Origin of the sequence: Enterobacter cloacae complex sp. IR5402, from assembly GCF_049238125.1 — a bacterium.
In the GTDB taxonomy this organism is placed as follows: domain Bacteria; phylum Pseudomonadota; class Gammaproteobacteria; order Enterobacterales; family Enterobacteriaceae; genus Enterobacter; species Enterobacter hormaechei_C.
The window spans coordinates 38326-60657 of record NZ_JBMKHO010000004.1; the positions used below are offsets into that span (position 1 = coordinate 38326).

General features: G+C 57.4%; 21 protein-coding genes and 2 pseudogenes. 10 read left to right on the forward strand and 13 right to left on the reverse strand.

Going from position 1 to position 22332, the window contains the following annotated elements; genetic code table 11:
- Positions 1-44 precede the first annotated feature (44 nt).
- From ACOTXL_RS09005 to ACOTXL_RS09035, 7 genes and pseudogenes are all read left to right on the forward strand, one after another.
- Positions 45-1460, forward strand: coding sequence for an aldehyde dehydrogenase family protein (locus ACOTXL_RS09005; protein WP_045350438.1), 1416 nt, complete (start codon positions 45-47; stop codon positions 1458-1460).
- A 75-nt stretch (positions 1461-1535) separates the two neighbouring features.
- Complete coding sequence (locus ACOTXL_RS09010; protein ID WP_008501327.1) at positions 1536-1865, forward strand: antibiotic biosynthesis monooxygenase family protein; 330 nt, start codon at positions 1536-1538, stop codon at positions 1863-1865.
- Positions 1844-1960: pseudogene (locus tag ACOTXL_RS09015) on the forward strand (amino acid-binding protein); the annotation flags it as partial. The gene ACOTXL_RS09010 and the pseudogene ACOTXL_RS09015, both read left to right, overlap by 22 nt.
- On the forward strand, positions 1953-2648 hold the full coding sequence (locus ACOTXL_RS09020) for an ArsR/SmtB family transcription factor (protein WP_045340719.1): 696 nt from the start codon (positions 1953-1955) through the stop codon (positions 2646-2648). The pseudogene ACOTXL_RS09015 and the gene ACOTXL_RS09020, both read left to right, overlap by 8 nt.
- 149 nt (positions 2649-2797) lie before the next feature.
- Positions 2798-3268, forward strand: coding sequence for a MarR family winged helix-turn-helix transcriptional regulator (locus ACOTXL_RS09025; protein ID WP_003863089.1), 471 nt, complete (start codon positions 2798-2800; stop codon positions 3266-3268).
- Positions 3265-4332, forward strand: a complete 1068-nt coding sequence (locus tag ACOTXL_RS09030) for an HlyD family secretion protein (RefSeq protein WP_086527941.1) — start codon at positions 3265-3267, stop codon at positions 4330-4332. The genes ACOTXL_RS09025 and ACOTXL_RS09030 overlap by 4 nt, the downstream gene beginning before the upstream one ends.
- The gene (locus tag ACOTXL_RS09035; protein ID WP_003863094.1) at positions 4322-5398 is read left to right on the forward strand and encodes a DUF2955 domain-containing protein; all 1077 of its coding nucleotides are present in this window, start codon (positions 4322-4324) and stop codon (positions 5396-5398) included. The genes ACOTXL_RS09030 and ACOTXL_RS09035 overlap by 11 nt, the downstream gene beginning before the upstream one ends.
- Here the strand turns inward: ACOTXL_RS09035 and ACOTXL_RS09040 are convergent.
- A complete protein-coding gene (locus ACOTXL_RS09040) occupies positions 5395-6666 on the reverse strand; it encodes a DUF445 domain-containing protein (protein WP_032608445.1) in 1272 nt (423 codons plus the stop codon). The genes ACOTXL_RS09035 and ACOTXL_RS09040 overlap by 4 nt on opposite strands.
- A 167-nt stretch (positions 6667-6833) precedes the next feature.
- On the opposite strand from ACOTXL_RS09040, the gene ACOTXL_RS09045 reads away from it, so the two are divergent.
- Positions 6834-7793: a hypothetical protein gene (locus ACOTXL_RS09045; RefSeq protein WP_052686668.1), complete on the forward strand. Its 960-nt coding sequence runs from the start codon at positions 6834-6836 to the stop codon at positions 7791-7793.
- A 139-nt stretch (positions 7794-7932) separates the two neighbouring features.
- Positions 7933-9303: an NAD-dependent succinate-semialdehyde dehydrogenase gene (locus ACOTXL_RS09050; RefSeq protein ID WP_023324109.1), complete on the forward strand. Its 1371-nt coding sequence runs from the start codon at positions 7933-7935 to the stop codon at positions 9301-9303.
- Positions 9304-9355: 52 nt separating this feature from the next.
- Here the strand turns inward: ACOTXL_RS09050 and ACOTXL_RS09055 are convergent, their stop codons facing one another.
- Complete coding sequence (locus ACOTXL_RS09055; protein ID WP_003856615.1) at positions 9356-9901, reverse strand: YfaZ family outer membrane protein; 546 nt, start codon at positions 9899-9901, stop codon at positions 9356-9358.
- A gap of 411 nt (positions 9902-10312) precedes the next feature.
- Here ACOTXL_RS09055 and ACOTXL_RS09060 point away from each other — a divergent pair, with 411 nt between their 5' ends.
- The gene (locus ACOTXL_RS09060; protein WP_045342559.1) at positions 10313-11671 is read left to right on the forward strand and encodes an esterase-like activity of phytase family protein; all 1359 of its coding nucleotides are present in this window, start codon (positions 10313-10315) and stop codon (positions 11669-11671) included.
- Positions 11672-11727: 56 nt separating this feature from the next.
- Here ACOTXL_RS09060 and yjiA read toward each other — a convergent pair whose 3' ends face one another.
- From yjiA to ACOTXL_RS09115, 11 genes and pseudogenes are all read right to left on the reverse strand, one after another.
- Complete coding sequence (gene yjiA / locus ACOTXL_RS09065) at positions 11728-12681, reverse strand: GTPase (RefSeq protein WP_003856612.1); 954 nt, start codon at positions 12679-12681, stop codon at positions 11728-11730.
- A gap of 10 nt (positions 12682-12691) precedes the next feature.
- On the reverse strand, positions 12692-12895 hold the full coding sequence (locus tag ACOTXL_RS09070) for a YbdD/YjiX family protein (RefSeq protein ID WP_003856610.1): 204 nt from the start codon (positions 12893-12895) through the stop codon (positions 12692-12694).
- Between the two features lie 65 nt (positions 12896-12960).
- A complete protein-coding gene (locus tag ACOTXL_RS09075; RefSeq protein WP_023315335.1) occupies positions 12961-15114 on the reverse strand; it encodes a carbon starvation CstA family protein in 2154 nt (717 codons plus the stop codon).
- A 219-nt stretch (positions 15115-15333) separates the two neighbouring features.
- On the reverse strand, positions 15334-15591 hold the full coding sequence (locus ACOTXL_RS09080; protein WP_023315336.1) for an HTH domain-containing protein: 258 nt from the start codon (positions 15589-15591) through the stop codon (positions 15334-15336).
- 120 nt (positions 15592-15711) lie between these two features.
- On the reverse strand, positions 15712-16221 hold the full coding sequence (locus tag ACOTXL_RS09085; protein WP_045350437.1) for a 4-hydroxyphenylacetate 3-monooxygenase reductase subunit: 510 nt from the start codon (positions 16219-16221) through the stop codon (positions 15712-15714).
- Between the two features lie 17 nt (positions 16222-16238).
- Complete coding sequence (hpaB, locus tag ACOTXL_RS09090) at positions 16239-17801, reverse strand: 4-hydroxyphenylacetate 3-monooxygenase, oxygenase component (protein WP_023315337.1); 1563 nt, start codon at positions 17799-17801, stop codon at positions 16239-16241.
- Between the two features lie 209 nt (positions 17802-18010).
- Positions 18011-18898 (reverse strand): annotated as a pseudogene (gene hpaA / locus ACOTXL_RS09095) (4-hydroxyphenylacetate catabolism regulatory protein HpaA); the annotation flags it as partial.
- A 9-nt stretch (positions 18899-18907) separates the two neighbouring features.
- The gene (gene hpaX / locus ACOTXL_RS09100) at positions 18908-20251 is read right to left on the reverse strand and encodes a 4-hydroxyphenylacetate permease (RefSeq protein ID WP_045350436.1); all 1344 of its coding nucleotides are present in this window, start codon (positions 20249-20251) and stop codon (positions 18908-18910) included.
- A 21-nt stretch (positions 20252-20272) separates the two neighbouring features.
- Entirely contained in the window at positions 20273-21067 is a 795-nt protein-coding gene (hpaI, locus tag ACOTXL_RS09105) for a 4-hydroxy-2-oxoheptanedioate aldolase (protein ID WP_022650349.1), read from the reverse strand.
- Positions 21068-21077: 10 nt separating this feature from the next.
- Complete coding sequence (gene hpaH / locus ACOTXL_RS09110) at positions 21078-21881, reverse strand: 2-oxo-hept-4-ene-1,7-dioate hydratase (protein WP_015572593.1); 804 nt, start codon at positions 21879-21881, stop codon at positions 21078-21080.
- Positions 21882-21946: 65 nt separating this feature from the next.
- A complete protein-coding gene (locus ACOTXL_RS09115; RefSeq protein ID WP_003856599.1) occupies positions 21947-22327 on the reverse strand; it encodes a 5-carboxymethyl-2-hydroxymuconate Delta-isomerase in 381 nt (126 codons plus the stop codon).
- Positions 22328-22332 lie beyond the last annotated feature (5 nt).

A 22332-nucleotide genomic window follows, 5' to 3' on the forward strand; every position in this document is an offset into this window, starting at 1 on the left:
AGAAGCCGTGACAGACTGGGCTCACACAGCCTGAGGAGGTTTATATGCACACCATCGAACAGATCTTTATTAACGGCGAGTTTGTTACCCCGCACGGTACCGAACGGTTTGATTTGTACAATCCGGCGACGGCGCAGGTCATCGGCCAGGTTCGCCTGGCGGATGAGGTTGACGCTGAACGCGCTATCGCGGCGGCGAAAGCGGCGTTTCCGGCGTGGTCGCAGACCACAAAGCAGGAACGCATCGCCGCGCTGAAGCGCATGCACGCCGCCGTGGCCGCTCGTCACGACGCTCTGCTGGAAGCGGTCATTGAAGAGTACGGCGCGCCCGCCTCGCGCTCGGCGTGGATGGCAAGCTATCCGGCAGAGGTGATTGCTCAGGCCATCGAGGCGCTGGAGGCATTTGAGTTTGTCACCTCCGCAGGTGCCGCAACGGTGCAGATGACGCCGCTCGGCGTGGCCGGGCTGATTACGCCGTGGAACAGCGATGCGGGGTTTATCTGCGGCAAACTGGCGGCCGCGCTGGCGGCGGGCTGCACGGCGGTCATCAAGCCGAGTGAAATGAGCGCCCTGCAAACGCAGATTGTCACCGAAGCGCTGCGCGACGCCGCGCTACCGCCGGGCGTGTTTAACATCGTCACCGGACGCGGCGAGACGGTGGGCGAAACCCTCAGCCGCCATCCGGACGTCGCGAAAATCTCGTTCACCGGTTCCACGAATACCGGCAAGGCGATCCTGCGCAACGCGGCGGAAAGCTTTAAGCGCGTGACGCTGGAGTTGGGCGGTAAATCACCGACGATCCTGCTGGATGATGTGGATCTGGCGCAGGCGATCCCGCTGGTGATCCAGGCCGGGTTTATGAACAGCGGGCAGGCGTGCGTGGCCGGGACGCGCATTCTGGTGCCTTACTCGCGCAAGGCGGAGATCGAAACCGCGCTGGCGCAGGCCGTGGCGGCGGTGAAATCCGGCGACCCGCGCAACAGCACGACAGACGTCGGCCCGATGGTCAGCGAAAAGCAGTGGCTGCGGGTGCAGGGCTATATCCGCAAAGGAATCGAAGAAGGGGCGCGCCTGCTGGCGGGCGGCGAAGGGCGACCGGAAGGCACGCGGGACGGCTGGTTTGTGCGTCCGACGCTGTTTGCCGGCGTGAACAATCGGATGACCATTGCCCGCGACGAGATTTTCGGCCCGGTGCTGTGCGTAATCCCTTATCAGGACGAGGCGGAGGCGATTGCCATTGCCAACGATACCGAGTACGGCCTGAGCGCGATGGTGCTGGGCGGCGATGTGGACCGCGCGCGACGCGTGGCACAGCAGATTGTTTCCGGTCGCGTGCTGGTGAACACCCTGGCTCATGAACCGAAAGCGCCGTTTGGCGGGTTTAAGCACTCCGGCGTGGGGCGCGAGATGGGCGAGTGGGGGATCCGCGCGTTTATGGAGCCGAGGTCGGTTCTGGGCTAAAGCTTCGCTCTTTACCGAAGCATTGTGCTTTTCCATCCTGCATTCTCTCCTCAACATCACAGCGGAGAGACCATCATGATCGCAGTCCTTTTCGAAGCCAAAGCCGCGCCTGCCCATCAGGCGCGCTACCTCCAACTTGCCGCAGAGCTTAAGCCTTTGCTGGCCGACATCGACGGCTTTATCGATATCGAACGGTTCCAGAGCCTGACGACCGACGGCAAAATCCTCTCCCTTTCCTGGTGGCGGGATGAAGAGGCCGTCCGCCGCTGGAAGCAGAACGTCTTTCATCAGGCGGCGCAGGCCGAAGGACGGGCGTCGATTTTCTCTTTCTACCGTATTCGCGTGGCGCAGCTGGTGCGGGAATACAGTTCCGAAACCGGAGGGCACGCGGCGTGTCTATCCTGACTCAGTACAGCGACCATGCGAATCACCTTATTCTGCTGACGGATGATGATAAGCTGGCCGCAGAGATCACCGAACCCTGGGCGGCCCATGCTTAAGACGAGTTTACCCCCTGACAACAGCGCGATGCTGGAAAAGGCGATTGCCGCGGTGGCGGCTGCAATGGCCGATCCGTCGCGCGTGAAGATGCTTTGTGCGCTAATGGACGGGCGTGCGTGGACGGCCACTGAACTGAGTGCGGCGGCAGACGTTGCGCCGTCGACCGCCAGCGGGCATCTTGCCCGGCTGGTTGAAGGGCAGCTAATTACCTGCCTGTCGCAAGGGCGGCATCGTTATTATCGTCTTGCCGGGCACGACGTGGCGGCGCTGGTGGAACAGATGATGGGGCTTTCGTGGAGCCGCATTACCCCGCCGGAAACCAGCGCGCCGAAAGCCATGCGTGAAGCCCGGACCTGCTACGACCATCTCGCAGGCGCGGTGGCGGTGCAGATCTATGATTTCATGCAGGCGGAAGGCTGGCTGGAGGCTGACGGTTCCGCATTGACCCTGTATGGTCGGGAGCAGTTCCTGGCGCTCGGTATTCCGTTAAGCGCTCATCCGCGTCGGAAGGCCTGCTGCGCCTGCCTGGACTGGAGCGAGCGGCGGTTTCATCTTGGCGGTGAGGCGGGCGCTGCGCTGCTTATCCACATGGAAAGCAAAGGCTGGATCCAGCGGGTGGCGGGTTATCGGGAGGTGGTGGTGACGGCTTCGGGGAAAAGTGCCGTCAGGAAGCATTTTAGCCGCTAAACGCCGCTGCGGGCTGATGCCCTCACCCCGACCCTCTCCCACAGGGAGAGGGAGAACATCGTTTCGCAATTCCTGCGCTTTAACTTCTCGTTTCTTGATACTTATCATGATAACTATTATCGTGATGGCGTACTACGAGAGGGCTCCCCATGAGTGAAGAAGATCTGTTTAGCCGCAGGCCGATGGGCATGCGGATGGCGATGATCGTGCGTCAGTGGCGCGCAGTCATCGACGACGCCATTCTCGACACCGGGTTAACCCAGTCGAGCTGGACGGTGATGATGCAGCTTCATCAACTCGGGGATAACGTCTCGGTCAGCGAGCTGGCGGAAGTGCAGGGCATTGAACTGCCTCCCCTAATGCGCACGCTGACACAGCTGGAAAAGCAGGGCTACCTGCTGCGCACCGTCTCGCCGTATGACAAGCGTATCCGGCTGCTGACGCTGACGCCTGAGGGAAAAGCCATTCTTGAAAGGCTCTCTCAGGTGATTGAGACGTTCCAGGCGCGCGTATCGCAAAACATCGCGCCGGAACATATCGATATTTTCAGCGCTACTCTCAATCAAATCGCCTGCAATTTGCGGACAATCCGCGAAGAAGATAATAAGACCGAAAAATAATGACTCCTGAACAAAAGTTTGCCCGCTGGGTAAGGGTGAGTATTGCCTCTTTCCTGCTGATGTTTGTTTACTTTATCGTCGCGGATATCTGGATCCCGCTGACGCCGGACTCCACCGTGATGCGCGTGGTGACCCCGGTGTCTGCCCGCGTCTCCGGGTATGTGGCGGCGGTACATGTCCATAACAATAGCCAGGTTAAGAAAGGCGATCTGCTGTTTGAGCTCGACGCCACGCCGTTTCGCAATAAGGTCGAGGCGGCGCAGATCGCGCTGGAACAGGCGCGTCTGTCTAACGATCAGCTGGATGCGCAGATTGCCGCAGCGCAGGCCAGCCTGAAAACCGCCGTGCTGACCGCGCGTAACGACAAAGTGACATTCGACCGCTACCAGAAACTGAGCACCTTGCAGAACGTATCGCAGGCGGATCTGGATAAGGTCCGTACCACCTGGCAGAGCAGCGAGCAGTCCGTCAGCTCGATCCAGGCGAATATTCATAACCTGCGCATTCAGCGCGGCGAGCGGGATGAGCACCGTAACGTGACGCTGCAAAAATACCGTAACGCGCTGGATGAAGCGGAGCTGAATCTTGGCTGGACGAAGGTCTACGCCGAGGCGGACGGCACGGTCAGTAACCTGCAATTAAGCCCCGGTTTTTACGCCTCATCCGGTTCGGCTGCGCTGGCGCTGGTGAACACCCGGATCGATATCGTGGCGGATTTCCGCGAGAAGAGCCTGCGTCATACCCATCAGGGGACCGACGCTGCCGTGGTGTTTGACGCCTTCCCGGGGCACGTTTTCCGTGCCCACGTTACCAGCAGCGACGCGGGGATCCTCGCCGGACAGGAGGCCGTAAACGGTCAACTTTCTGAACCGGAAACCTCCAACCGCTGGGTGCGTGATGCCCAGCGTATGCGCATTCACGTAGCGCTGGACGAAGCCTTACCGAAGCCGCTGCCGACCGGCGCGCGCGCCACCGTGCAGCTCTACAACAGCGAAGGGCCGTTTGCGCGATTCTTCTCCGGGATGCAAATCCATCTGGTGAGCCTGCTTCACTATGTCTATTAGCACCCTGGCACGGGTATTTACCCCGCACGGCAACATCGTCTATACGGCAAACGACTTTCGCCAGACCCTGCGTATCGTCTTTGCCGGGATGATTGCGCTCAGTATTTCGAGTTTCTACAACACCAGCTACGGCGTGTTTTTTGTGGTCTACCCGATCATGCTTCTCTCGCTGGTACCGGTGTTTAATCGCCACGTGGCGAAGCAGTTTATCTTCAGCGCCTCGCTGAACTGCGTCGAAATGGTGTTGATTATCGGCTATCTGTCGCAGTGGCCGGTCATCATGACGCTGGTGGTGTTTGCCCTGTACGTGATGCGTTTTCGCTTTATGAGTAAGGGGCCGCTGTTCCTGTTCGGCTCGATGGGCGTGGTTTGCCAGAGCGTGATGCTCAACTTTATGAGCTACCCCACCACCAACTGGCACACGCTTTTATTCTCTAACATCGAAGCGAGCGTGATGGCGGTGTGCCTGAGCGCGCTGATGAACTACCTGCTGCCGGACGTGGAGCCGCGTAAGCCGCCGCCGCTGATTGAGAAAGACGATGCCCGCGTGCGCCACGAGTCGCTGCTATCCGGCACCGTGGCGACGCTGATTTTCGTCGTGTTCCAGATTAGCGACTTAAGCGATTCGCTTTCGGCGCTGATGGCGGGGATTTTGATCCTGTTCCCGATGCACTATCGCGGCTCGGTTATCAGCTCCATCTGGCGCGTGGTTGGCGTGGTGCTGGGGTGCCTCTATATCCTTGTCGTCCAGCTTATCCTCTACGATCACAGCAGCCATATGCTGCTGATGATGCCGCTGATTGGCCTTGGTCTGGCGTTTGGCGCGCGTCTGCACGTAATGGAGAAGGTCGGCGCCGGGGTAGGCTTCGCCAGTATCACCACCATCGGCATTATGTTCGGGCAGAACATGCACCCGGACAGCGACCTGGTGTTCAGCGATCTATACCGCATCACCTCCGTTACCTTCGCGCTGGTGGTCACGCTGACGATGGTCTTTCTGGTGCACCTGATCCTGAATCGCTTCGAGGCGACGCGCTACGTTATCGCGCCGCCAAAAGCGGATTAATGCCCCAGCACGGCGGGTAGCTGCGAGAGCAGAAACAGGATCAGGCCAATCGTACCGCCCACCAGGGTACCGTTAACGCGAATGAACTGAAGATCTTTACCGATATTGAGTTCTATCTGGCGTGACATGTCTTTGGCATCCCAGCTTTTCACCGTGTCGCTGATATGGCGCGTCAGGAACGCGGCGAAATCCGGCGCCACGCGGTGCGCGGCCTGCTCCAGATGCTCATTCAGCGACGCCCGCAGGCTGGCGTCGTTGGTCAGCGTTTCGCCAAACCACAGCCCGGCGTTGGCGATACGCTGCTTCACGCGGGAATCATCGCTCTGCATGTCATTTTTCAGCCACTGGCGCAGGTCAGCCCACATTTCCCCCAGATAGCGGTTAAAGGCCTCATCATTCTTGAGGTAGTGTTTGATATTCTCGGCTTTCGCCGTCATCTCCGGATCGTTTTTCAGATTGTCGATGAACTTGATCGTGGCGCGGTCAAACGCCTGACGGATCTGGTGCGTACGGTCGTGGCTGATATCGTCCAGCAGCGTGTTCACCGCGTTCGACACCATCTCCGCGCTTTGATCGCCCAGCCACTCGGTGGGCAGCACCATGGCCTTGCGCGGATGCTCGGTCTTAAGCCAGTGAACGATCTGGTCAGCAATAAATTCCCGCGTGCTTTCCCGCTGAATCAGGGTAATCAGGCGGTTTATGATGGCGTCCAGCAGCACCTGGTGACGGTTGTTTTTGGTCATGCTTTCCAGCATGACGGCGCTGGTCTCGGTTAAATCGACCTTGTCGATAGCCTTATGCACCGCGCGTTTGAGCAGGCGCTGGATGCGCCCATCGTCGGTAAGTTCCAGAAAACCGCCCATCACCTGCACCAGATGCTGCCCCACGCGCCGGGCGTTATCGGGCTGGCTGAACCAGGTCCCAATCATCTGTGCGGGCTCGTAGCGACGGATAAGATCGACAAGGGATTGCGTATCGAGAAACTTTTCCTGCACGAACTGGCCGAGATTGTCGCCGATGCGGTCTTTATTGCGCGGGATAATCGCCGTATGGCGCGAGATAAAGGGAATGGGCACCCGGCGGAACAGCGCGACAACGGCAAACCAGTCCGCCAGCGCGCCAACCATCGCCGCCTCGGCAATGGCCTTTACGCCGCGCACCCAGAAGGTTTGCGGCATGAACAGGGTGGTGATAAACGCTGCGACGGCAATCAGCAGCAGCGACAGCGCGAGAAGCTTGGCGCGTTTGAGTTCGGTATGCTTTTCCATGGGTTAAGGATAGAGGGTGATGGAGGTAAAATGCAAAATGTGCTATCTGGTGAAGAATTAAAATTCCTCTTTTAACTGACAGATCAGAAGATTTGTTGCATTCTCTTTCTGGTTCGGAGTATTCGTTTCTCATAGCTAATAATAATCTATTTTCTGGGGTATATAAAATGAATTTACTGTATCGTTTTATAAATGGAATAAAAAATAAATCCTTGGATTTATATTTGTTCCTTTTCTTTGTAGGTTGTTTTGTTTTGTTGAAAATAAAAGATCCAGTTCGGGTTTATTTGTCATATGCATTATTTATTGGCCTTTTAGTCATGCTGTATTTAAAAAGGCAGCGTGTCCGGGAAATTATTATTCATTTTATTCGGTTCGAAAGTGGCGGTGTTGTAAATAAGTTGGCCGGATGGGCGTCGCTCCTTGCCTGGGGTGCGTTTCTTCTTTTTCCTTTTGCAATAAATATACAGTTTGGTTTTCTTGCAAAAGTACTGTTGGTGATGTTCTCCATTTTTATTGTTATTAGCAGCGTTTTAACAATCTTTGTTCTCGAGAAAGATGGCCATGAGAAAGTAAAAAATATACGGGTTATGTTATTTTCATTTATATCAATCTGTTATGTTTTATCTAGTGCGTTCTCGGCAAGTTTATTTCTTCAGTTGAGTAATATGGATTTATCATCCAGTCCATGGTTGGAGTTTACATGGAAGCTCAGTTCATTTTTTGTATTGATATTTTTTATATTGCAGTTGACTACTTACGTAATATTCATCGTGACTGCTGATCATGCAAAAGGATATAGACTTTTTACTATTTTTGGTGCTTTGATTCTAACGAGTTTAATCGTATTATTTGTCTCAAGCAGGCCGGATGTAGTAGCATATTATGTTTTAAAATATTCTACTGGCAGTGAATGGCGGAGTGATTTTACATGTGAGAATGAAAAAATATCACGCCCTAACGAGAGATATTTCGGTTATAATACCGATAAGTACACAGCTTACTTTTTCAATCGTAACGGAAAGTGGGGGTTCGATGAGATAACTTGTGTTAAAAACTCGCAAGAGGGGAAAGGATATACTGTAAAAAATGTATCGACAGAAAATATCCCTCATTGGGTGAAATAATTAAAATCACAGTTCCCCCTGTCGGTAAACGAAAGGGGGAAAACGTATAAGAACCCTCCGTATATACCCAACTTTACCTTCATAGTCAGACAGATTGACTACCCTTAATACCCTAAGCGGTAAAACAAGGAGATTCGATATGGCTTACCAGACAGTAAATCCTGCCACGAACCAGCTCATCAAAGAATATCCCTCTCACACTGACGCAGACGTTGAAGCGGCGCTGAAGGCAGCCGATGCGCTCTATCACTCCGACTGGGCGAAAGGTGACATAAGCCAGCGCCTGCCGGTGCTGCATAAGCTGGCGGACCTGATCGACGAACGCGTGGAGGATCTGGCGAAAATCGCCAGTCAGGAGATGGGTAAGCTCATCGAACAAAGCCGCGGTGAAGTGAAGCTATGCGCGCAAATCGCCCGCTACTATGCTGACAACGCGAAGCAGTTCCTGGCCCCGGTGAAGTATGACTCTGAACTCGGGGAAGCATGGGTTGAACATCACCCCATCGGCGTGCTGATGGCCGTCGAACCATGGAACTTCCCATACTATCAGCTGATGCGCGTTCTGGCGCCAAACCTGGCAGCGGGCAACCCGGTGATCGCCAAGCATGCCAGTATCGTGCCGCACTGTGCAGAAACCTTTGCACAGCTGGTACGTGAAGCGGGCGCGCCGGAAGGGGCGTGGACCAACCTGTTTATCTCGTCCGAACAGGTGGCGAACATCATCGCCGACGATCGCGTACAGGGGGCGGCGCTGACCGGTTCAGAAAAAGCGGGTAGCGTGGTTGCGGCACAGGCTGCGAAACACATCAAAAAATCGACCCTTGAACTGGGCGGGAACGACGTCTTCGTGGTGCTGGACGATGCGGATCTGGAGAAAGCCGTGAAGATCGGCGTTAACGCGCGGCTTAATAACGCCGGGCAGGTCTGTACCGCGGCGAAGCGCTTTATCCTGCATGAAAAGATTGCAGACGCCTTCCTGAACAAATTCACCGAGGCGTTTAAGCAGGTGAAGATTGGCGATCCGCTGGACGAAAGTACCACGCTGGGGCCTTTGTCATCCAAAGACGCGCTGGAGACGCTAACTAAACAGGTTAACGAGGCGGTGAAAAACGGCGCGAAGCTGCACCATGGCGGCAAGCCGGTGCAGCGTGACGGGAGCTTCTTTGAGCCGACCATCCTGACCAATATCTCGCGCGATAACCCGGCGTATTTCGAAGAGTTCTTTGGTCCGGTAGCGCAGATTTATGTGGTGAAAAACGACGACGAGGCGGTTGCCCTGGCGAACGACTCCCACTACGGTCTGGGCGGAGCGGTGTTCAGCCAGAACATCGAGCGCGCGAAGAAAATGGCGTCGCGCATTGAGACCGGGATGGTGTACATCAACTGGCTCACCGATACGGCGGCAGAACTGCCGTTCGGCGGCGTAAAACGTTCGGGTTACGGACGCGAGCTGTCGGATCTGGGGATCAAAGAGTTTGTGAACCAGAAGCTGGTGGTGGTGCGTAAGTGACGTAGTAATAAAAAACCTGCCGAAGGGCAGGTTTTTTTATCTATCAGGTGGCTTAGAAGCTCACGCCGCCGCCGAAGTAAGCGCCGTCTACCAGCGTGTGGTTTGGACGACCGTCTTTGCCATCAACGCTCACGTGGCGGTAGCCCACTTTCAGCGTAACCGGTTTGACCGGGGTCCAGCTTACGCCGCCGTTAGCTTCAACGTAGTTCTTCACGCTGTTGTTCAGTCCGTCTGGCGCAACGTAGCCTTCACCGAATACCCTGATGCTGTCGGTCAGGGCAACGTTCACACCGCCGCCGACCGGGAACGCCACGCCGTTATCGCCTTTCTTCGGGCCAACGTAGAGGGCCTTAGCGCCTGCGTTCAGCATTACCGGGCCGACTTCGAAATTGTAGCCTGCGCCCACGCCACCGGTCGTGGTGCCGTCGTCGGTGTTTTTCAGCCAATTACCTTCGGTGTACAGACCGGAAGTTGATTTGCCCATTTCCACATTCAGATTGGTAAAGTTTTTACCCTGCTCAATGCTGCCGCCCATTGCCAGTGCGGAGCCCGATACGGCGGTGAGAGCAGAAAGGATGAGAACGTTAAGCTTTTTCATGCGTGTTTCCTCGTCATCAAATTAATCTGAGGGCACCTTAACAAGGGATGTTTATGACTGCAAATGTGATGGGTATCGCAGTTTTATGCTGTTTTTGTTGGTTTTTTTAATCTTAAATGTTGATGAGATGTTTTTATGGCAGATCGTCAATCCTCAATCCATTCGTGTTTAGGGAAAGTTTATATTTTTGGCTAAACGTTTAATGAACGAGGCGAAGAAAGCCGTTTGAGGTGAATTAATTAATTTTCTAATAATTTCCAAAAGTATTTCGGCTGTCACAGATCAAGACAGAGGTTTACATTTCTGGTGATTGCTATACGTATTTCTTTGCCGATCCGCTGTCTTTTCATGTCATTTTTCTGACACGTTTCTTCATTACGTTGTTGGCTTCACTTACTGGATGCTAACAATATGAAAAGAAAAATTATTCCTGTGCTTATCGGTTGTGCGCTCTCTTTCTCTGGCCTGGCTGCGCAGCCTACCGCTGAGCGCTATATCGTCAGCTTCCCTGACGGCTCCCATGTGAAATACAGCGGCGCGTTTGCCGATGCGTTCCCGAACGGGCTCCCGGTGGGGATGGGTTCTGGTCTGCTGTTTACGGGCAAGCAGGGCGATGCGCTGACGTTTGCGACCGTGACCGATCGCGGTCCTAACGCGGATTCGCCAAAAATGGGGAAAAACGATGCCAAAATATTTGTTACCCCGGATTTCGCTCCGCTGCTGATGACGATCCGCGTGCAAAACGGTAAAGCGGAGGCCGTGGACGCGCGACCGCTGCATGACGATAAAGGCGAGATCAACGGCCTGCCACTGCAAAGCGGTGTGATTGGTTCCACCAATGAAGTCGCGCTAAGCGACACCTTAAAAGTACTGAAAGGCGATAACCGCGGGCTGGATACGGAAGGCATCACGTCGGACGGGAAGGGCGGCTACTGGCTGTGCGATGAGTATGGCCCGTTCCTGATTAACGTCGACAGTAAAGGGAAAATCCTCGCGATCCACGGTCCGCAGGCGACGCAAGGGGAGAAATCCATCGCGGGCGGTCTGCCAAACGTTATCAAATGGCGTCAGGCAAACCGGGGCTTTGAAGGCCTGACCCGCATGCCGGACGGACGGATTATTGCCGCCGTGCAAAGCACACTGGATATCGACGGGAAGAACAAAAAACAGGCGCTGTTTACCCGTCTGGTGAGCTTCGATCCGGCGACCGGGAAAACCGCGATGTACGGCTACCCTGTCGACAGCACGGCCTACAGCAAAAACAGCGACGCCAAAATCGGCGACATAGTGGCGCTGGATAACCACACCATCCTGCTGATTGAACAGGGTGAGGATAAAAATGACGCAATGCGTAACCTCATCTACAGGGTGGATCTGAGCAAGGCGAGCGATCTGGCCGCCTTCGACAAGCCGGGCGAATACCCGGAGTTTGACGATGAGAAAACGCTGGCGCAGCGCGGCATTACACTTGCTGAAAAAACGCAGGTGGTCGATCTGCGTGCGCTGGGCTGGCAGCAGGAAAAGGCCGAAGGACTGGCGCTGATTGACAGCAAAACGCTGGCGGTGGCGAACGATAACGACTTTGGCGTGAAGGTGGCGATGCACAACCCGGCCGAGGGCAAGAAGCTCAAGGATTACCGGGTGAACGCGGAAGGCAAGCTGACGCTGGATGATAAACCGGTGGAAACCACGCTCAGCGTGAAGCCGCTGAAGAAGCCGGAGTCCGACAGCGAGCTGTGGATTGTGACGCTGCCGGAGGCGTTGAAATAAGTTTCCCCCTCACCCTAACCCTCTCCCCGCGGGGGAGAGGGGATGATCGGTGCGATTTACTTTTTCAGCCCCGCAAACGCTGCCCGAATTTCTTCTTCCGGCAGCTGTATTCCAATAAACACCATCACGCTGTGCGGCGTTTCATCGCCCCACGGGCGATCCCAGTCGGCGCTGTACAGGCGCTGCACCCCCTGGAACAGCAGGCGGTTCGGCTCGCCGTCGATCCACAGCATCCCTTTATAGCGCAGCAGCTTGTCGGCAAACGACAGCAGCAGGTTTTCCATCACGCGGGAGACCTCGCTGATGTCTACCGGGTAGTCCAGCTCCACCACAATCGACGCCACGTCGTTTTGCTTGTCGGACATAAAGTGAAAGCGCGGTTTCGCGGTAACGTTCTCTTCCAGCATAAAGCCGTTGGTGTTGAACAGCTGAGCGAGATCGATATCGCCGTGCGTCACCGTATAAATGGGCGCACGCGAGTTAATGCGCGTCAGGCGCTCGCGCAGTTTTTCGCTTTCACCTGCCACGTCGGTTTTGGTCAGCAGGATGCGGTCGGCGTAGCCCACCTGAGACTGGGCGATGGTGAACTGGTTCATCTGCTCGTCGGCGTGTACCGCATCCACCAGAGCGATGACACCGTCCAGCAGGTAGCGCTGGCAGATGATCTCGTGGGAGAAAAAGGTCTGAATAATCGGGCCGGGGTCGGCCATGCCGGTGCACTCGATCACCAGACGGTCGAAGACGATGTCACCGCGATCGCGGCTGTCGAGCAGGTCCAGCAGGGCGTCTTCTAATTCGTTAGAGCGGGTGCAGCAGATGCAGCCGTTGGTCAGGGTTTTGATCTGGGTGGCGCGGTCGCCAATCAGCTGATCGTCAACGGAGACTTCGCCAAATTCGTTTTCGATGACGGCGATTTTGAAGCCGTGCTGCTCGTTCAGAATGTGGCGCAGCAGGGTGGTTTTACCGGCGCCGAGAAAACCGGTCAGCAGGGTAACGGCAATCGGGGTCATGGTTTCTCCTTTAGCAGCAGCGGACGCCGCCTTCTCCACTTCCGCCGTAGCGCGCTTCCTGACGCTCGCGGAAGAATTCAGTGTAAGTCATGTACGGCTTATCCGGATGGTTGGTCTTCATATGCTCAACGTAGTTGTCATAGTCCGGAATGCCAATCAGCATTTTCGCCGCCTGACCGAGGTATTTTTTTGCTTCGCCTAAGTTACCAAACATTGAGGGTTCCAGATAGAAGAAGCCCGGAGGCGCGCAGCGATCCGGGCCTACAGTAACATGCTTAATTAATGGTGTGAGGAGGTCTTCACGCCGCCTTCCGGCACCGGCACGTACGGGGTTTCTTTGTCCGTACGGCCCTCAACGTTACGCACTTTCATCCAGGTTTTGATGCCGTAGAAGATGATGCTGTACACCACCACCAGGAACAGAATGCTCAGACCCGCGTTGGTGTAGTTGTTCACCACGATATGGTTCATGTTGGCAATCTGCTGCGCGGTCAGATCCGCGCCGCCTGCGGCAATCTTCTCTTTGTACTGGTTAGCCATGAAGAAGAAGCCTTCCAGCTGCGGGTTGGTGCTGAACAGTTTCAGACCCAGCGCCCAGGTAGTGCAGAGCAGCAGCCACAGCGCAGGCACCACGGTGACCCAGATGTATTTGGTGCGTTTCATCTTCACCAGGACAACGGTACCCAGCACCAGGGCCACAGCCGCCAGCATCTGGTTAGAGATGCCGAACAGCGGCCACAGGCTCTTAACGCCGCCCAGCGGGTCAACAACGCCCTGATACAGCAGATAACCCCACAGGCCTACGCAGCCCGCGGTACCCAGAACACCGGCCACCAGAGAGTCGGTTTTCTTCAGGAATGGCACGAAGTTACCCAGCAGATCCTGCAACATGAAGCGGCCTGCACGCGTACCGGCATCCAGCGCGGTGAGGATGAATAGCGCTTCAAACAGAATACCGAAGTGGTACCAGAAGCCCATGTCCGCCCACGGCAGCACTTTGTGGAACACGTGTGCGATACCCACCGCCAGCGTTGGCGCGCCACCTGCGCGGTTCAGCACGGACGGTTCGCCGATGTCTTTCGCGGTCTGCATGATCTGCTCAGGCGAAATTACGAAGCCCCAGGAGCTGACGGTCGCCGCCGCGTGTGCGCTGGCGTCTTTCAGCTGCGCCAGGATCAGCGCGGTATTTTCGCCGCCCATCTCATGCAGGTTTGGCATGGTGATGCCGAGACCCGCTGGTGGGGTGTTCATCGCAAAGTACAGACCTGGCTCGATAATCGACGCTGCAACCAGCGCCATGATCGCCACGAAGGACTCCATGAGCATTGCGCCGTAACCGATGAAGCGCGCGTCGGTTTCGTTGGCCATCAGCTTCGGCGTGGTGCCCGAGGCGATCAGCGCGTGGAAGCCAGACACGGCACCGCAGGCGATGGTGATAAACAGGAACGGGAACAGAGCGCCTTTCCACAGCGGACCGGTACCGTCAATGTACTGTGTCACCGCTGGCATTTTCAGCTCAGGATTGATGATCACAATCCCGATTGCCAGCCCGACGATCACGCCGATTTTCAGGAAGGTCGCCAGGTAGTCGCGCGGAGCCAGAATCAGCCACACCGGCAGCAGCGCTGAGATGAACGCGTAACCGATCAGCGCGAAGGTGATGGTGGTGTCTTTAAAGGTCAGCGCCGGGCCCCAGTACGGGTCGTGCGCAATCACGCCGCCGAAGTAGATGGAGGCGACCAGCAGCACGATACCGATGACCGACACCTCGCCAACGCGGCCAGGGCGCAGGAAGCGCATGTAGATGCCCATGAACAGCGCAATCGGTACGGTAGAGCAGACGGTGAAGACGCCCCACGGACTTTCGGCCAGCGCTTTCACCACGATCAGCGCCAGCACCGCGAGGATGATGATCATGATCAGGAAGCAGCCAAAGAGGGCGATGGTGCCCGGCACGCGGCCCATCTCTTCTTTGATCATCTCACCCAGCGACGAACCGTTACGGCGCGAGGAGATAAACAGCACCATAAAGTCCTGCACCGCTCCCGCCAGCACCACGCCCGCCAGCAGCCAGAGCGTACCCGGCAGGTAGCCCATCTGCGCGGCCAGTACCGGGCCGACCAGCGGACCCGCGCCTGCAATGGCGGCGAAGTGGTGACCAAACAGCACGTAACGGTTGGTTGGCACGTAGTTCAGGCCGTCATTGTTAATGACCGCCGGGGTGGCACGCGTCGGGTCGAGCTTCATGACCTTCTGCGCGATGTATAAGCTGTAGTAGCGATAAGCCACAAGGTAGACGGAAACCGACGCGACCACGATCCACAGGGCGCTGACGTGTTCGCCCCGGCGTAATGCGACAACCGCCAGACAGAAAGCACCGAGGATCCCGAGTAAGGCCCAGGGCACGTGCTTCAGTAGTTTTTTAGTATCCATAGTAAGACCTGGTTTTTTATGTAAAGAAAAAAGGGTCAGGGTTTGTTGTGAGGAGGTATTGATTAATGCTGGAGCGATCGTGCCAGATCCTCGCGCGTATAAAGCACGGTAAATAGGTGAGTGGTTGAAAGCGATGCGTGAGCGGTCAAAAGCGAGGGTGAGTGGTTAAGGCTCACCCACGGTGGAAGAAAATATGTGATTGAGATCACTGAGAATAATCTACCTCTGCGGGGTTTCGTCGTTCGCTTCAGGGCAGTGCACGCAGCGGCAGGTCTGATACGCAGGCAGCAGCTGATAGCGCCCTTTGCCGTCGTGTTCAATAATAGGGGAAAGCGCCTGCAAATCGCGGTACACCGTGCGTTCGGTAATGCCAAATTTTTGCATCAGATCGCGGCGATTAACGCTTCCGTTGCGGTGCAGGGCAATAATGATGTCAACCAGACGTTCAGCCGAGCGGCTTCGGGGTGAAGGGGCCATAAGACTTTCCAGCGTTAAGGGGGCGCCTGACGACGTCGCCAGCCGCCCCGGAAAATTTATCTTATGGATAGTTAACGGCGCACCTTTGCGGAAACCTTAGCGTTTTTTTGTGCAACGGGATCAAACCGCGGCTTCCATCTTTATCATCACCGGGTGGAAACGGCGTTTGAAGTAGATCAGGCCGTGCCCCTCGCTGCTGAGGATGATGTTCTTAATCTCCACAAGGTAGACCAGATGGGTACCGATGGTTTGCACCTGGGTTATCTCGCCTTCCAGGCTTGCCAGAGCGCCTTTCAGCACCGGCTGCGCCAGCGGTCCTTTCTGCCAGCAGGAGAGAGCAAAGCGCTCCTCCATTGCCATGCCGGTCATCCCGGCAAAGTGGCGGGCCATGATCTCCTGCTCGTGGTTCAGCACGTTGACACACAGTTTGCCGTTGCCCTGGAAGACCGGGTTCATGGCGCTGTTGGCGTTGATGCAGACCATGACCGAAGGCGGGGTGTCCGTGACCGAACAGACGGCGGTGGCGGTAATGCCGCAGCGACCCGCATCGCCCTCGGTGGTGACCACATTCACCGCCGCCGACAGGCTGGCCATCGCGTCGCGAAAACGCAGGCGTTCTTCAGATTGCATTGAAACCTCCCGCTGCGTTATTTCAGCAGCTTATCCAGCATGTTGATATCAGTGTTGTTGTGCAGGTGCGGTACGGTCCAGCCGTGCTGGTCGTACTCGGACATGCAGCGGTCAACCATCGCCATCATCTTGTCCATGTTGCCGGAGCTTTGCGCCTGACGCAGGCATTGCAGGCGGATCTCATCCTGGCTACCGGAGTAGTTGATTTCGTACAGCTCGTGACGTCCGCCAAACTCGCTGCCGATGGCATCCCACATCAGTTTCAGAATCTTGATGCGTTCGACATGATCCATCCCGTTGGAGCCGCGCACGTACTTCGCCAGATACTGGTCGATCTGCGGGTTGTTCAGGTCCCGCGCGCTGGACGGCAGGTAGATCAGCCCGGAGGTCACGTTACGTTCGATGATGTTCTTGATCTTCGCATAGGCCATTGGCGCCATCACGCGGTAGGTCTGTAACGCCGCGTGGTCAGGCAGATACGCGCCGTTTACCCACGGCGTGGCTTCGGAGCACATGGAGTCGCTCAGCGCCCAGAACATGTTGCGCCACGCCACCACTTCGCCGAGATCCGCCTGCACGCCGCGGAACTCGAGGGTGCCGGTACACTCCAGCGACTTCTTCAGCAGAGCGGTGATGAAGTCGAGCTTCACAGCCAGACGCACGCAGGCCTGAAGCGGGTACATGCGGGCGAAGCCACCTTCCATCGTCCAGCGACGGCAGCGGTCGAAATCGCGGTAGATCAGCACGTTTTCCCACGGGATCAGCACATGATCCATCACCAGAATGGCGTCGTTCTCGTCAAAACGGCTGGAGAGCGGGTAGTCGTACGGGGAACCGGTCACCCCTGCCACCATCTCGTAAGAGGCGCGGGAGATCAGCTTCACCCCTTCGGCATCCATCGGCGCGACGAACATCAGCGCGAAGTCCGGGTTTTCGCCCATCACCTGCGCAGAGCCGAAGCCGATCATGTTGTAATGGGTCAGGGCGGAGTTGGTGGCCACCACTTTCGCGCCGCTGACGATGATCCCGGCGTCGGTCTCTTTCTCCAGCTTGATGTAAACGTCTTTCACCTCGTCTGCCGGTTTATGGCGGTCGATCGGCGGGTTGACGATGGCGTGGTTAAAGTACAGGCCGGTTTCCTGAATACGTGTGTACCAGTTGCGGGCGTTCTGCTCGAACTGACCGTAGAAGGCAGGGTTCGCCCCCAGCGCGCAGCCGAACGCGGCTTTGTAGTCCGGCGTACGCCCCATCCAGCCGTAGCTCAGGCGCGACCACTCGGCGATGGCGTCACGCTGCTGGCGCAGATCGTCGGCGCTTTTTGCCACGCGGAAGAATTTATGGGTGTAGCCGCCGCTGCCGGTGTCCGTGCCCCAGCAGAGGGTATCCTGCATGTCTGGCTTGTGCAGGGCATCGTACATCTGGGCGATGGACGCCGCCGCATTGCGAAATGCCGGGTGGGTAGTGACGTCCTTAACGCGCTCGCCGTAGATATAAATCTCACGGCCATCTTGCAGGCTTTTTAAATACTCTTCACCGGTTAACGGACGTTTGGCATCAGCGCGGAAATCTTCAGGCTTCATAGGGACCTCGTATCGGAAGATGGTTGTTAAATTTATGTTTTGTTTTTGTTGTTTAATTGAAGCGTGAGAGGGGCGGAACGTGAAGGGACGATTGGGACAACGGCAGGTACTTTTCGCGAGAGATCACAGAGTGTGATTTCCCTCACCCTCTCCCTCTGGGAGAGGGGACGGTTACTCCCTCTGGGAGAGGGCAGGGGTGAGGGGAACAGGGACACCGGTACTTTCTGCGCCCGGTACGCGCTGGGTGAGCACCCCGTCAGTCGGTTAAAAAAACGGGCGAAATAGGCCGGATCTTTAAAACCCAGCTGCCAGGCAATTTCGCTCACTGTGCTGTCGGAAAACAGCAGCAGGCGTCTGGCTTCCCGCAGCTGGCGGTCGAAGATCAGCCGTTTCGGCGAGCGGTTGGCGAAGCGGCGACAGATATCGGTCAGGCGGGATTCGGTGAGATGCAGTTCGCTGGCGTATTCCGGCACCGTCCAGTGCTCGTGGTAATGAGCATCTGTCAGCTGGTTAAAGCGCTGAAACAGCTTCAGCTCACCGCGCATGCCGCCTGACGCGTGGTCGTCGAGCTTCGCGTTGCGCAGCAGCAGGGTAAAAACGGCCTGCGCCAGCAGGACCAGCGTATGCTCGCGACCGGGCAGCTGTTCCGTGGATTCCCGGGCAATCAGCTGCCAGTAGTGCTTCAGCGCCGTCAGCTCATCAGGCTTGTCGGCAAGCGACAGGCAGATCCCCGGCAGGCCGAACGCTTCCCGCGTGCCCGGGTAGAGCACTTCTAACAGCGGCCAGATGAGATCCTCGCGCACCGTCAGCACGTGGCCGTCGCTGTCGGATTCGGTGATAAACGCATGCGGCACCGACGGCGGCGTCAGCACGAACAGCGGTGCCTGCACCGAGTAACGGTGGTCGTCGAGCTGGAGCTCAATCTGCCCGGTGTCGAGAAAATGCATCTGAAAATACTGGTCGTGGCGGTGCGCCTGCATGTCGCGGCCAAAAAAGGCCGCCATGCGGGCGAACGACTGGTAGTGCACATCGTCGGTGCCCAGACTTTCGTCGTACTCCTTGCTGATATCGATGTTTGTGATGGGGCTCTGACACATAGCGGCTCCTCAGTGGATCTTTTGCGCCGCGATGTCCGGCTCACGCTCAAGGCTTTCCCGGCGCGTCATCGGAATGCGCGTCAGCACCAGCGCGCCCACCACCAGCAGACCTGCCACGAACCACAGTCCCGAGCTGAAGCTGCCGGTCGCGTCGCGCAAAATACCTATCAGCAATGGGCTGACGGCAGACCCGACGTTGCCGATGGCGTTGATCACCGCCAGCGCCACCGCGCGGGATTGCAGGCTAATAACCTGATCCGGCGTGGTCCAGAATATCGCCATGGCGGTAAACGATCCGGTTGAGGCCATGATGATGCCAAGCAGCTGGATCAGGCTGTGATCGGTCGCCGAGGCCAGCATCCATCCCGCCGCTGCAAACAGATACGGCAGGATGGTGTGCTTTTTTCGCTCTTTCAGCCTGTCGGAGCGGCGGCTCCACCAGATCATCCCGAGGATGGTGCAAAACTGCGGGATCGCCGCCAGCAGGCCAATCACGATATTGCTGCTGCCGGTGTTGAAGCTTTGCAGGATCTGCGGCGTCCAGATGTTGATCGCGCTCAGCGTATTCGTCAGGCAGAAGTAGGCCAGCGTGTAGAGCAGCACGGCGGGCGTCAGCACCTCGCGCAGCGTCGATCGCGGCGTGGCGGCATCCGCAATGGCCAGCTCCTGCTCGCGGGCGATCATCGTTTTGAGTGCCTGCTTTTCGTCATCATCCAGCCAGGTGGCCTGATCCGGGGTGTCGTTAAGGTAGAACCAGGTCACCACGCCGAGCACCACCGACGGCAGCCCCTCCAGCAGGAACAGCCACTGCCAGCCCTTAAGGTTCCACAGTCCGTCCATCGCCAGAATGTACCCGGAGAGGATCGAACCGAGCATCATGGTCACCGGCATGGCGATCATAAACAGCGCGTTGGCGCGGGCGCGGTGATACGCCGGGAACCACCAGGTGAGATAGACCAGAATGCCCGGCAGGAAACCGGCTTCGGCAATGCCCACCAGCATGCGCAGGACGTAAAGCGTTTCGGGGCTGGTGGCGAACATGGTGCAGGTAGAGGCGATGCCCCACACCACCATGATCCCGGCGATCCAGCGGCGGGCGCCGATCTTCGCCAGCATGATGTTGCTGGGGATCCCGCACAGCACGTAGGTCACGTAAAACAGCGTCGCGGCCAGGCCAAACATGGTCGACGTGAGGCCCAGATCTTTGCCCATCGTCAGCCCGGCAAAGCCGATGTTGATGCGATCGAGAAACGAGAAGACAAACAGGATAAAAAGAAACACGATCAAACGACGGAACAGCTTATTAATAACGCGATGTTCAACAGCTTTATTGTGCAGGGTTGAGGTCGTCATGTTGCGCTCCACATCGTACGTTTAGTAGACGGATTTATTGTTATCAACTGCTGTGGTGACATCGGTAAAGCGGGCCGCCAGCGCTTCGGCGCTGCGGGCGAGCAGGGTGGTATCCACGCCGACCGCGACAAACAGCGCGCCGAGTTCAAGATAACGTTTTGCCAGTTGCTCGTTCGCCATCAGGATGCCGGGCGCTTTGCCCGCGCTGAGGATTTGGGCGATCGCCTGCTCTATGGCGGCCTGCACCTCCGGGTGCTGCGGATTACCGGCGAAGCCCATGTCGGCGCTCAGATCCGCAGGGCCGATAAACACGCCGTCCACCCCTTCCACGTCCAGGATCTGCGGCAGGTTTTTCAGCGCCTCGCGAGTTTCGATTTGCACCAGCACGCACATGGCGTCGTTAGCCTGATGCAGATACTCCGGGATGCGGTTCCAGCGCGACGCCCGCGCCAGCGCGCTGCCGACGCCGCGAATGCCGGCAGGCGGGTAGCGGGTGGCGCTGACAGCCAGACGGGCTTCGTCGGCGTTTTGCACCATCGGCACCAGCAGGGTTTGCGCCCCCACGTCCAGCAGCTGCTTGATCTGCACCGGATCGTTCCACGACGGGCGCACCACCGGCTGGCTGGGATAAGGGGCGATGGCCTGGAGCTGAGTCAGGATGGTTTGCACGCTGTTCGGCGCGTGCTCTCCGTCGATCAGCAGCCAGTCAAAACCGGCCCCGGCCAGTAGCTCAGCGCTGTAGCTGCTGGTCAGCCCCAGCCATAACCCGATTTGCGGACGGCCCGCCTTCAGCGCCGCTTTGAATGCGTTTTGCATGGTCATCTCCTTACACAAAGCGGCAGCTGATGGAGCCCATGTTGCCGTAGTCGACGTGGAAGGTGTCGCCTCTGCTGGCGGCAACCGGGCGGGTAAACGAGCCGCCGAGGATGATTTGTCCTGGCTCAAGCTGCACGTCGTATGGCGCGAGTTTGTTCGCCAGCCACGCCACGCCGTTCGCCGGGTGGTTAAGCACGCCTGCGGCGACCCCGGTCTCTTCGATCACGCCGTTGCGGTAAAGCAGGGCGGAGATCCAGCGCAGATCCAGCTCGTCGGGTTTAATCGGGCGGCCGCCGAGGATCACGCCCGCGTTGGCGGCGTTATCGGAGATGGTGTCGAACACCTTGCGCGGGCGCTGGGTTTCCGGGTCAACGTTATGGCAGCGGGCGTCGATCAGCTCCAGGGCGGGGATGACGTAATCCGTGGCGTTGTAGACGTCGAAGATCGTGCAGTTCGGGCCGCGCAGCGGTTTTGCCAGCACGAAGGCCAGCTCCACTTCGATGCGCGGGACGATAAAGCGATCCACGGGGATGTCGCTGCCGTCGTGGAAGAACATATCGTCCAGCAGCGCACCGTAGTCCGGCTCGCTGATCTGCGAGCTGGCCTGCATCGCTTTGGAGGTAAGGCCGATCTTGTGGCCTTTCAGCACGCGGCCTTCGGCAATTTTCAGGCTCACCCATTCGCGCTGGACGGCGTAGGCGTCTTCAATGGTGATCTCCGGGTACTCCAGCGAGATCGCGCGGATCTGCTCCCGGGATTGTTCCGCCTGATGCAGACGGTGGGCGATCAGGGTATGGGTGTGTTTGTCGAGCATGGCGATATCCTGTTTTTATTTGTTTTCTCCCTCTCCCTGTGGGAGAGGGGACAGACCGTGCGGTGTTATTTAAACAACGCGTGCACGTTGTTTTGCTTGTAATTAAGCGTCGGGTGCAGCTCGTCCAGCTCGAACGAGAGCGCCAGATATCGGCCCGCCATTAGCTCTGCGAAGTGCGTTTTGATCAGCGCAAACAGCATTTCACCGACCTCTTCCCGGCTTTCCAGGCTGCGCCCCGCGCCGATCTTCAGCGTCATATGCACAAAGGCGTAATCGTGCTTACCGTCGGCCATCTGCCAGGTATCCAGCCAGTGGGCGCGGCTGCGGATACCGCCGAGCGGGAAGATCCCCGTGGCGGCGAGCGCCTCGTTCACTTTGGCGAACAGACCCGGCAGGTCGGCCTGCTCGCGGATGTTGTTGGTACATTCAGCAATAAAGTGCGGCATAACGA

What these genes read in the sequence shown, in the direction of transcription:
- ACOTXL_RS09005 (WP_045350438.1), top strand. Translation starts at nt 45, where the DNA reads ATGCACACCATCGAACAGATCTTTATTAACGGCGAGTTTGTTACCCCG.
- ACOTXL_RS09010 (WP_008501327.1), top strand. Translation starts at nt 1,536, where the DNA reads ATGATCGCAGTCCTTTTCGAAGCCAAAGCCGCGCCTGCCCATCAGGCG.
- ACOTXL_RS09020 (WP_045340719.1), top strand. Translation starts at nt 1,953, where the DNA reads ATGCTTAAGACGAGTTTACCCCCTGACAACAGCGCGATGCTGGAAAAG.
- ACOTXL_RS09025 (WP_003863089.1), top strand. Translation starts at nt 2,798, where the DNA reads ATGAGTGAAGAAGATCTGTTTAGCCGCAGGCCGATGGGCATGCGGATG.
- ACOTXL_RS09035 (WP_003863094.1), top strand. Translation starts at nt 4,322, where the DNA reads ATGTCTATTAGCACCCTGGCACGGGTATTTACCCCGCACGGCAACATC.
- ACOTXL_RS09040 (WP_032608445.1), bottom strand. Translation starts at nt 6,666, where the DNA reads ATGGAAAAGCATACCGAACTCAAACGCGCCAAGCTTCTCGCGCTGTCG.
- ACOTXL_RS09045 (WP_052686668.1), top strand. Translation starts at nt 6,834, where the DNA reads ATGAATTTACTGTATCGTTTTATAAATGGAATAAAAAATAAATCCTTG.
- ACOTXL_RS09050 (WP_023324109.1), top strand. Translation starts at nt 7,933, where the DNA reads ATGGCTTACCAGACAGTAAATCCTGCCACGAACCAGCTCATCAAAGAA.
- ACOTXL_RS09055 (WP_003856615.1), bottom strand. Translation starts at nt 9,901, where the DNA reads ATGAAAAAGCTTAACGTTCTCATCCTTTCTGCTCTCACCGCCGTATCG.
- ACOTXL_RS09060 (WP_045342559.1), top strand. Translation starts at nt 10,313, where the DNA reads ATGAAAAGAAAAATTATTCCTGTGCTTATCGGTTGTGCGCTCTCTTTC.
- yjiA (WP_003856612.1), bottom strand. Translation starts at nt 12,681, where the DNA reads ATGACCCCGATTGCCGTTACCCTGCTGACCGGTTTTCTCGGCGCCGGT.
- ACOTXL_RS09070 (WP_003856610.1), bottom strand. Translation starts at nt 12,895, where the DNA reads ATGTTTGGTAACTTAGGCGAAGCAAAAAAATACCTCGGTCAGGCGGCG.
- ACOTXL_RS09075 (WP_023315335.1), bottom strand. Translation starts at nt 15,114, where the DNA reads ATGGATACTAAAAAACTACTGAAGCACGTGCCCTGGGCCTTACTCGGG.
- ACOTXL_RS09080 (WP_023315336.1), bottom strand. Translation starts at nt 15,591, where the DNA reads ATGGCCCCTTCACCCCGAAGCCGCTCGGCTGAACGTCTGGTTGACATC.
- ACOTXL_RS09085 (WP_045350437.1), bottom strand. Translation starts at nt 16,221, where the DNA reads ATGCAATCTGAAGAACGCCTGCGTTTTCGCGACGCGATGGCCAGCCTG.
- hpaB (WP_023315337.1), bottom strand. Translation starts at nt 17,801, where the DNA reads ATGAAGCCTGAAGATTTCCGCGCTGATGCCAAACGTCCGTTAACCGGT.
- hpaX (WP_045350436.1), bottom strand. Translation starts at nt 20,251, where the DNA reads ATGACGACCTCAACCCTGCACAATAAAGCTGTTGAACATCGCGTTATT.
- hpaI (WP_022650349.1), bottom strand. Translation starts at nt 21,067, where the DNA reads ATGCAAAACGCATTCAAAGCGGCGCTGAAGGCGGGCCGTCCGCAAATC.
- hpaH (WP_015572593.1), bottom strand. Translation starts at nt 21,881, where the DNA reads ATGCTCGACAAACACACCCATACCCTGATCGCCCACCGTCTGCATCAG.
- ACOTXL_RS09115 (WP_003856599.1), bottom strand. Translation starts at nt 22,327, where the DNA reads ATGCCGCACTTTATTGCTGAATGTACCAACAACATCCGCGAGCAGGCC.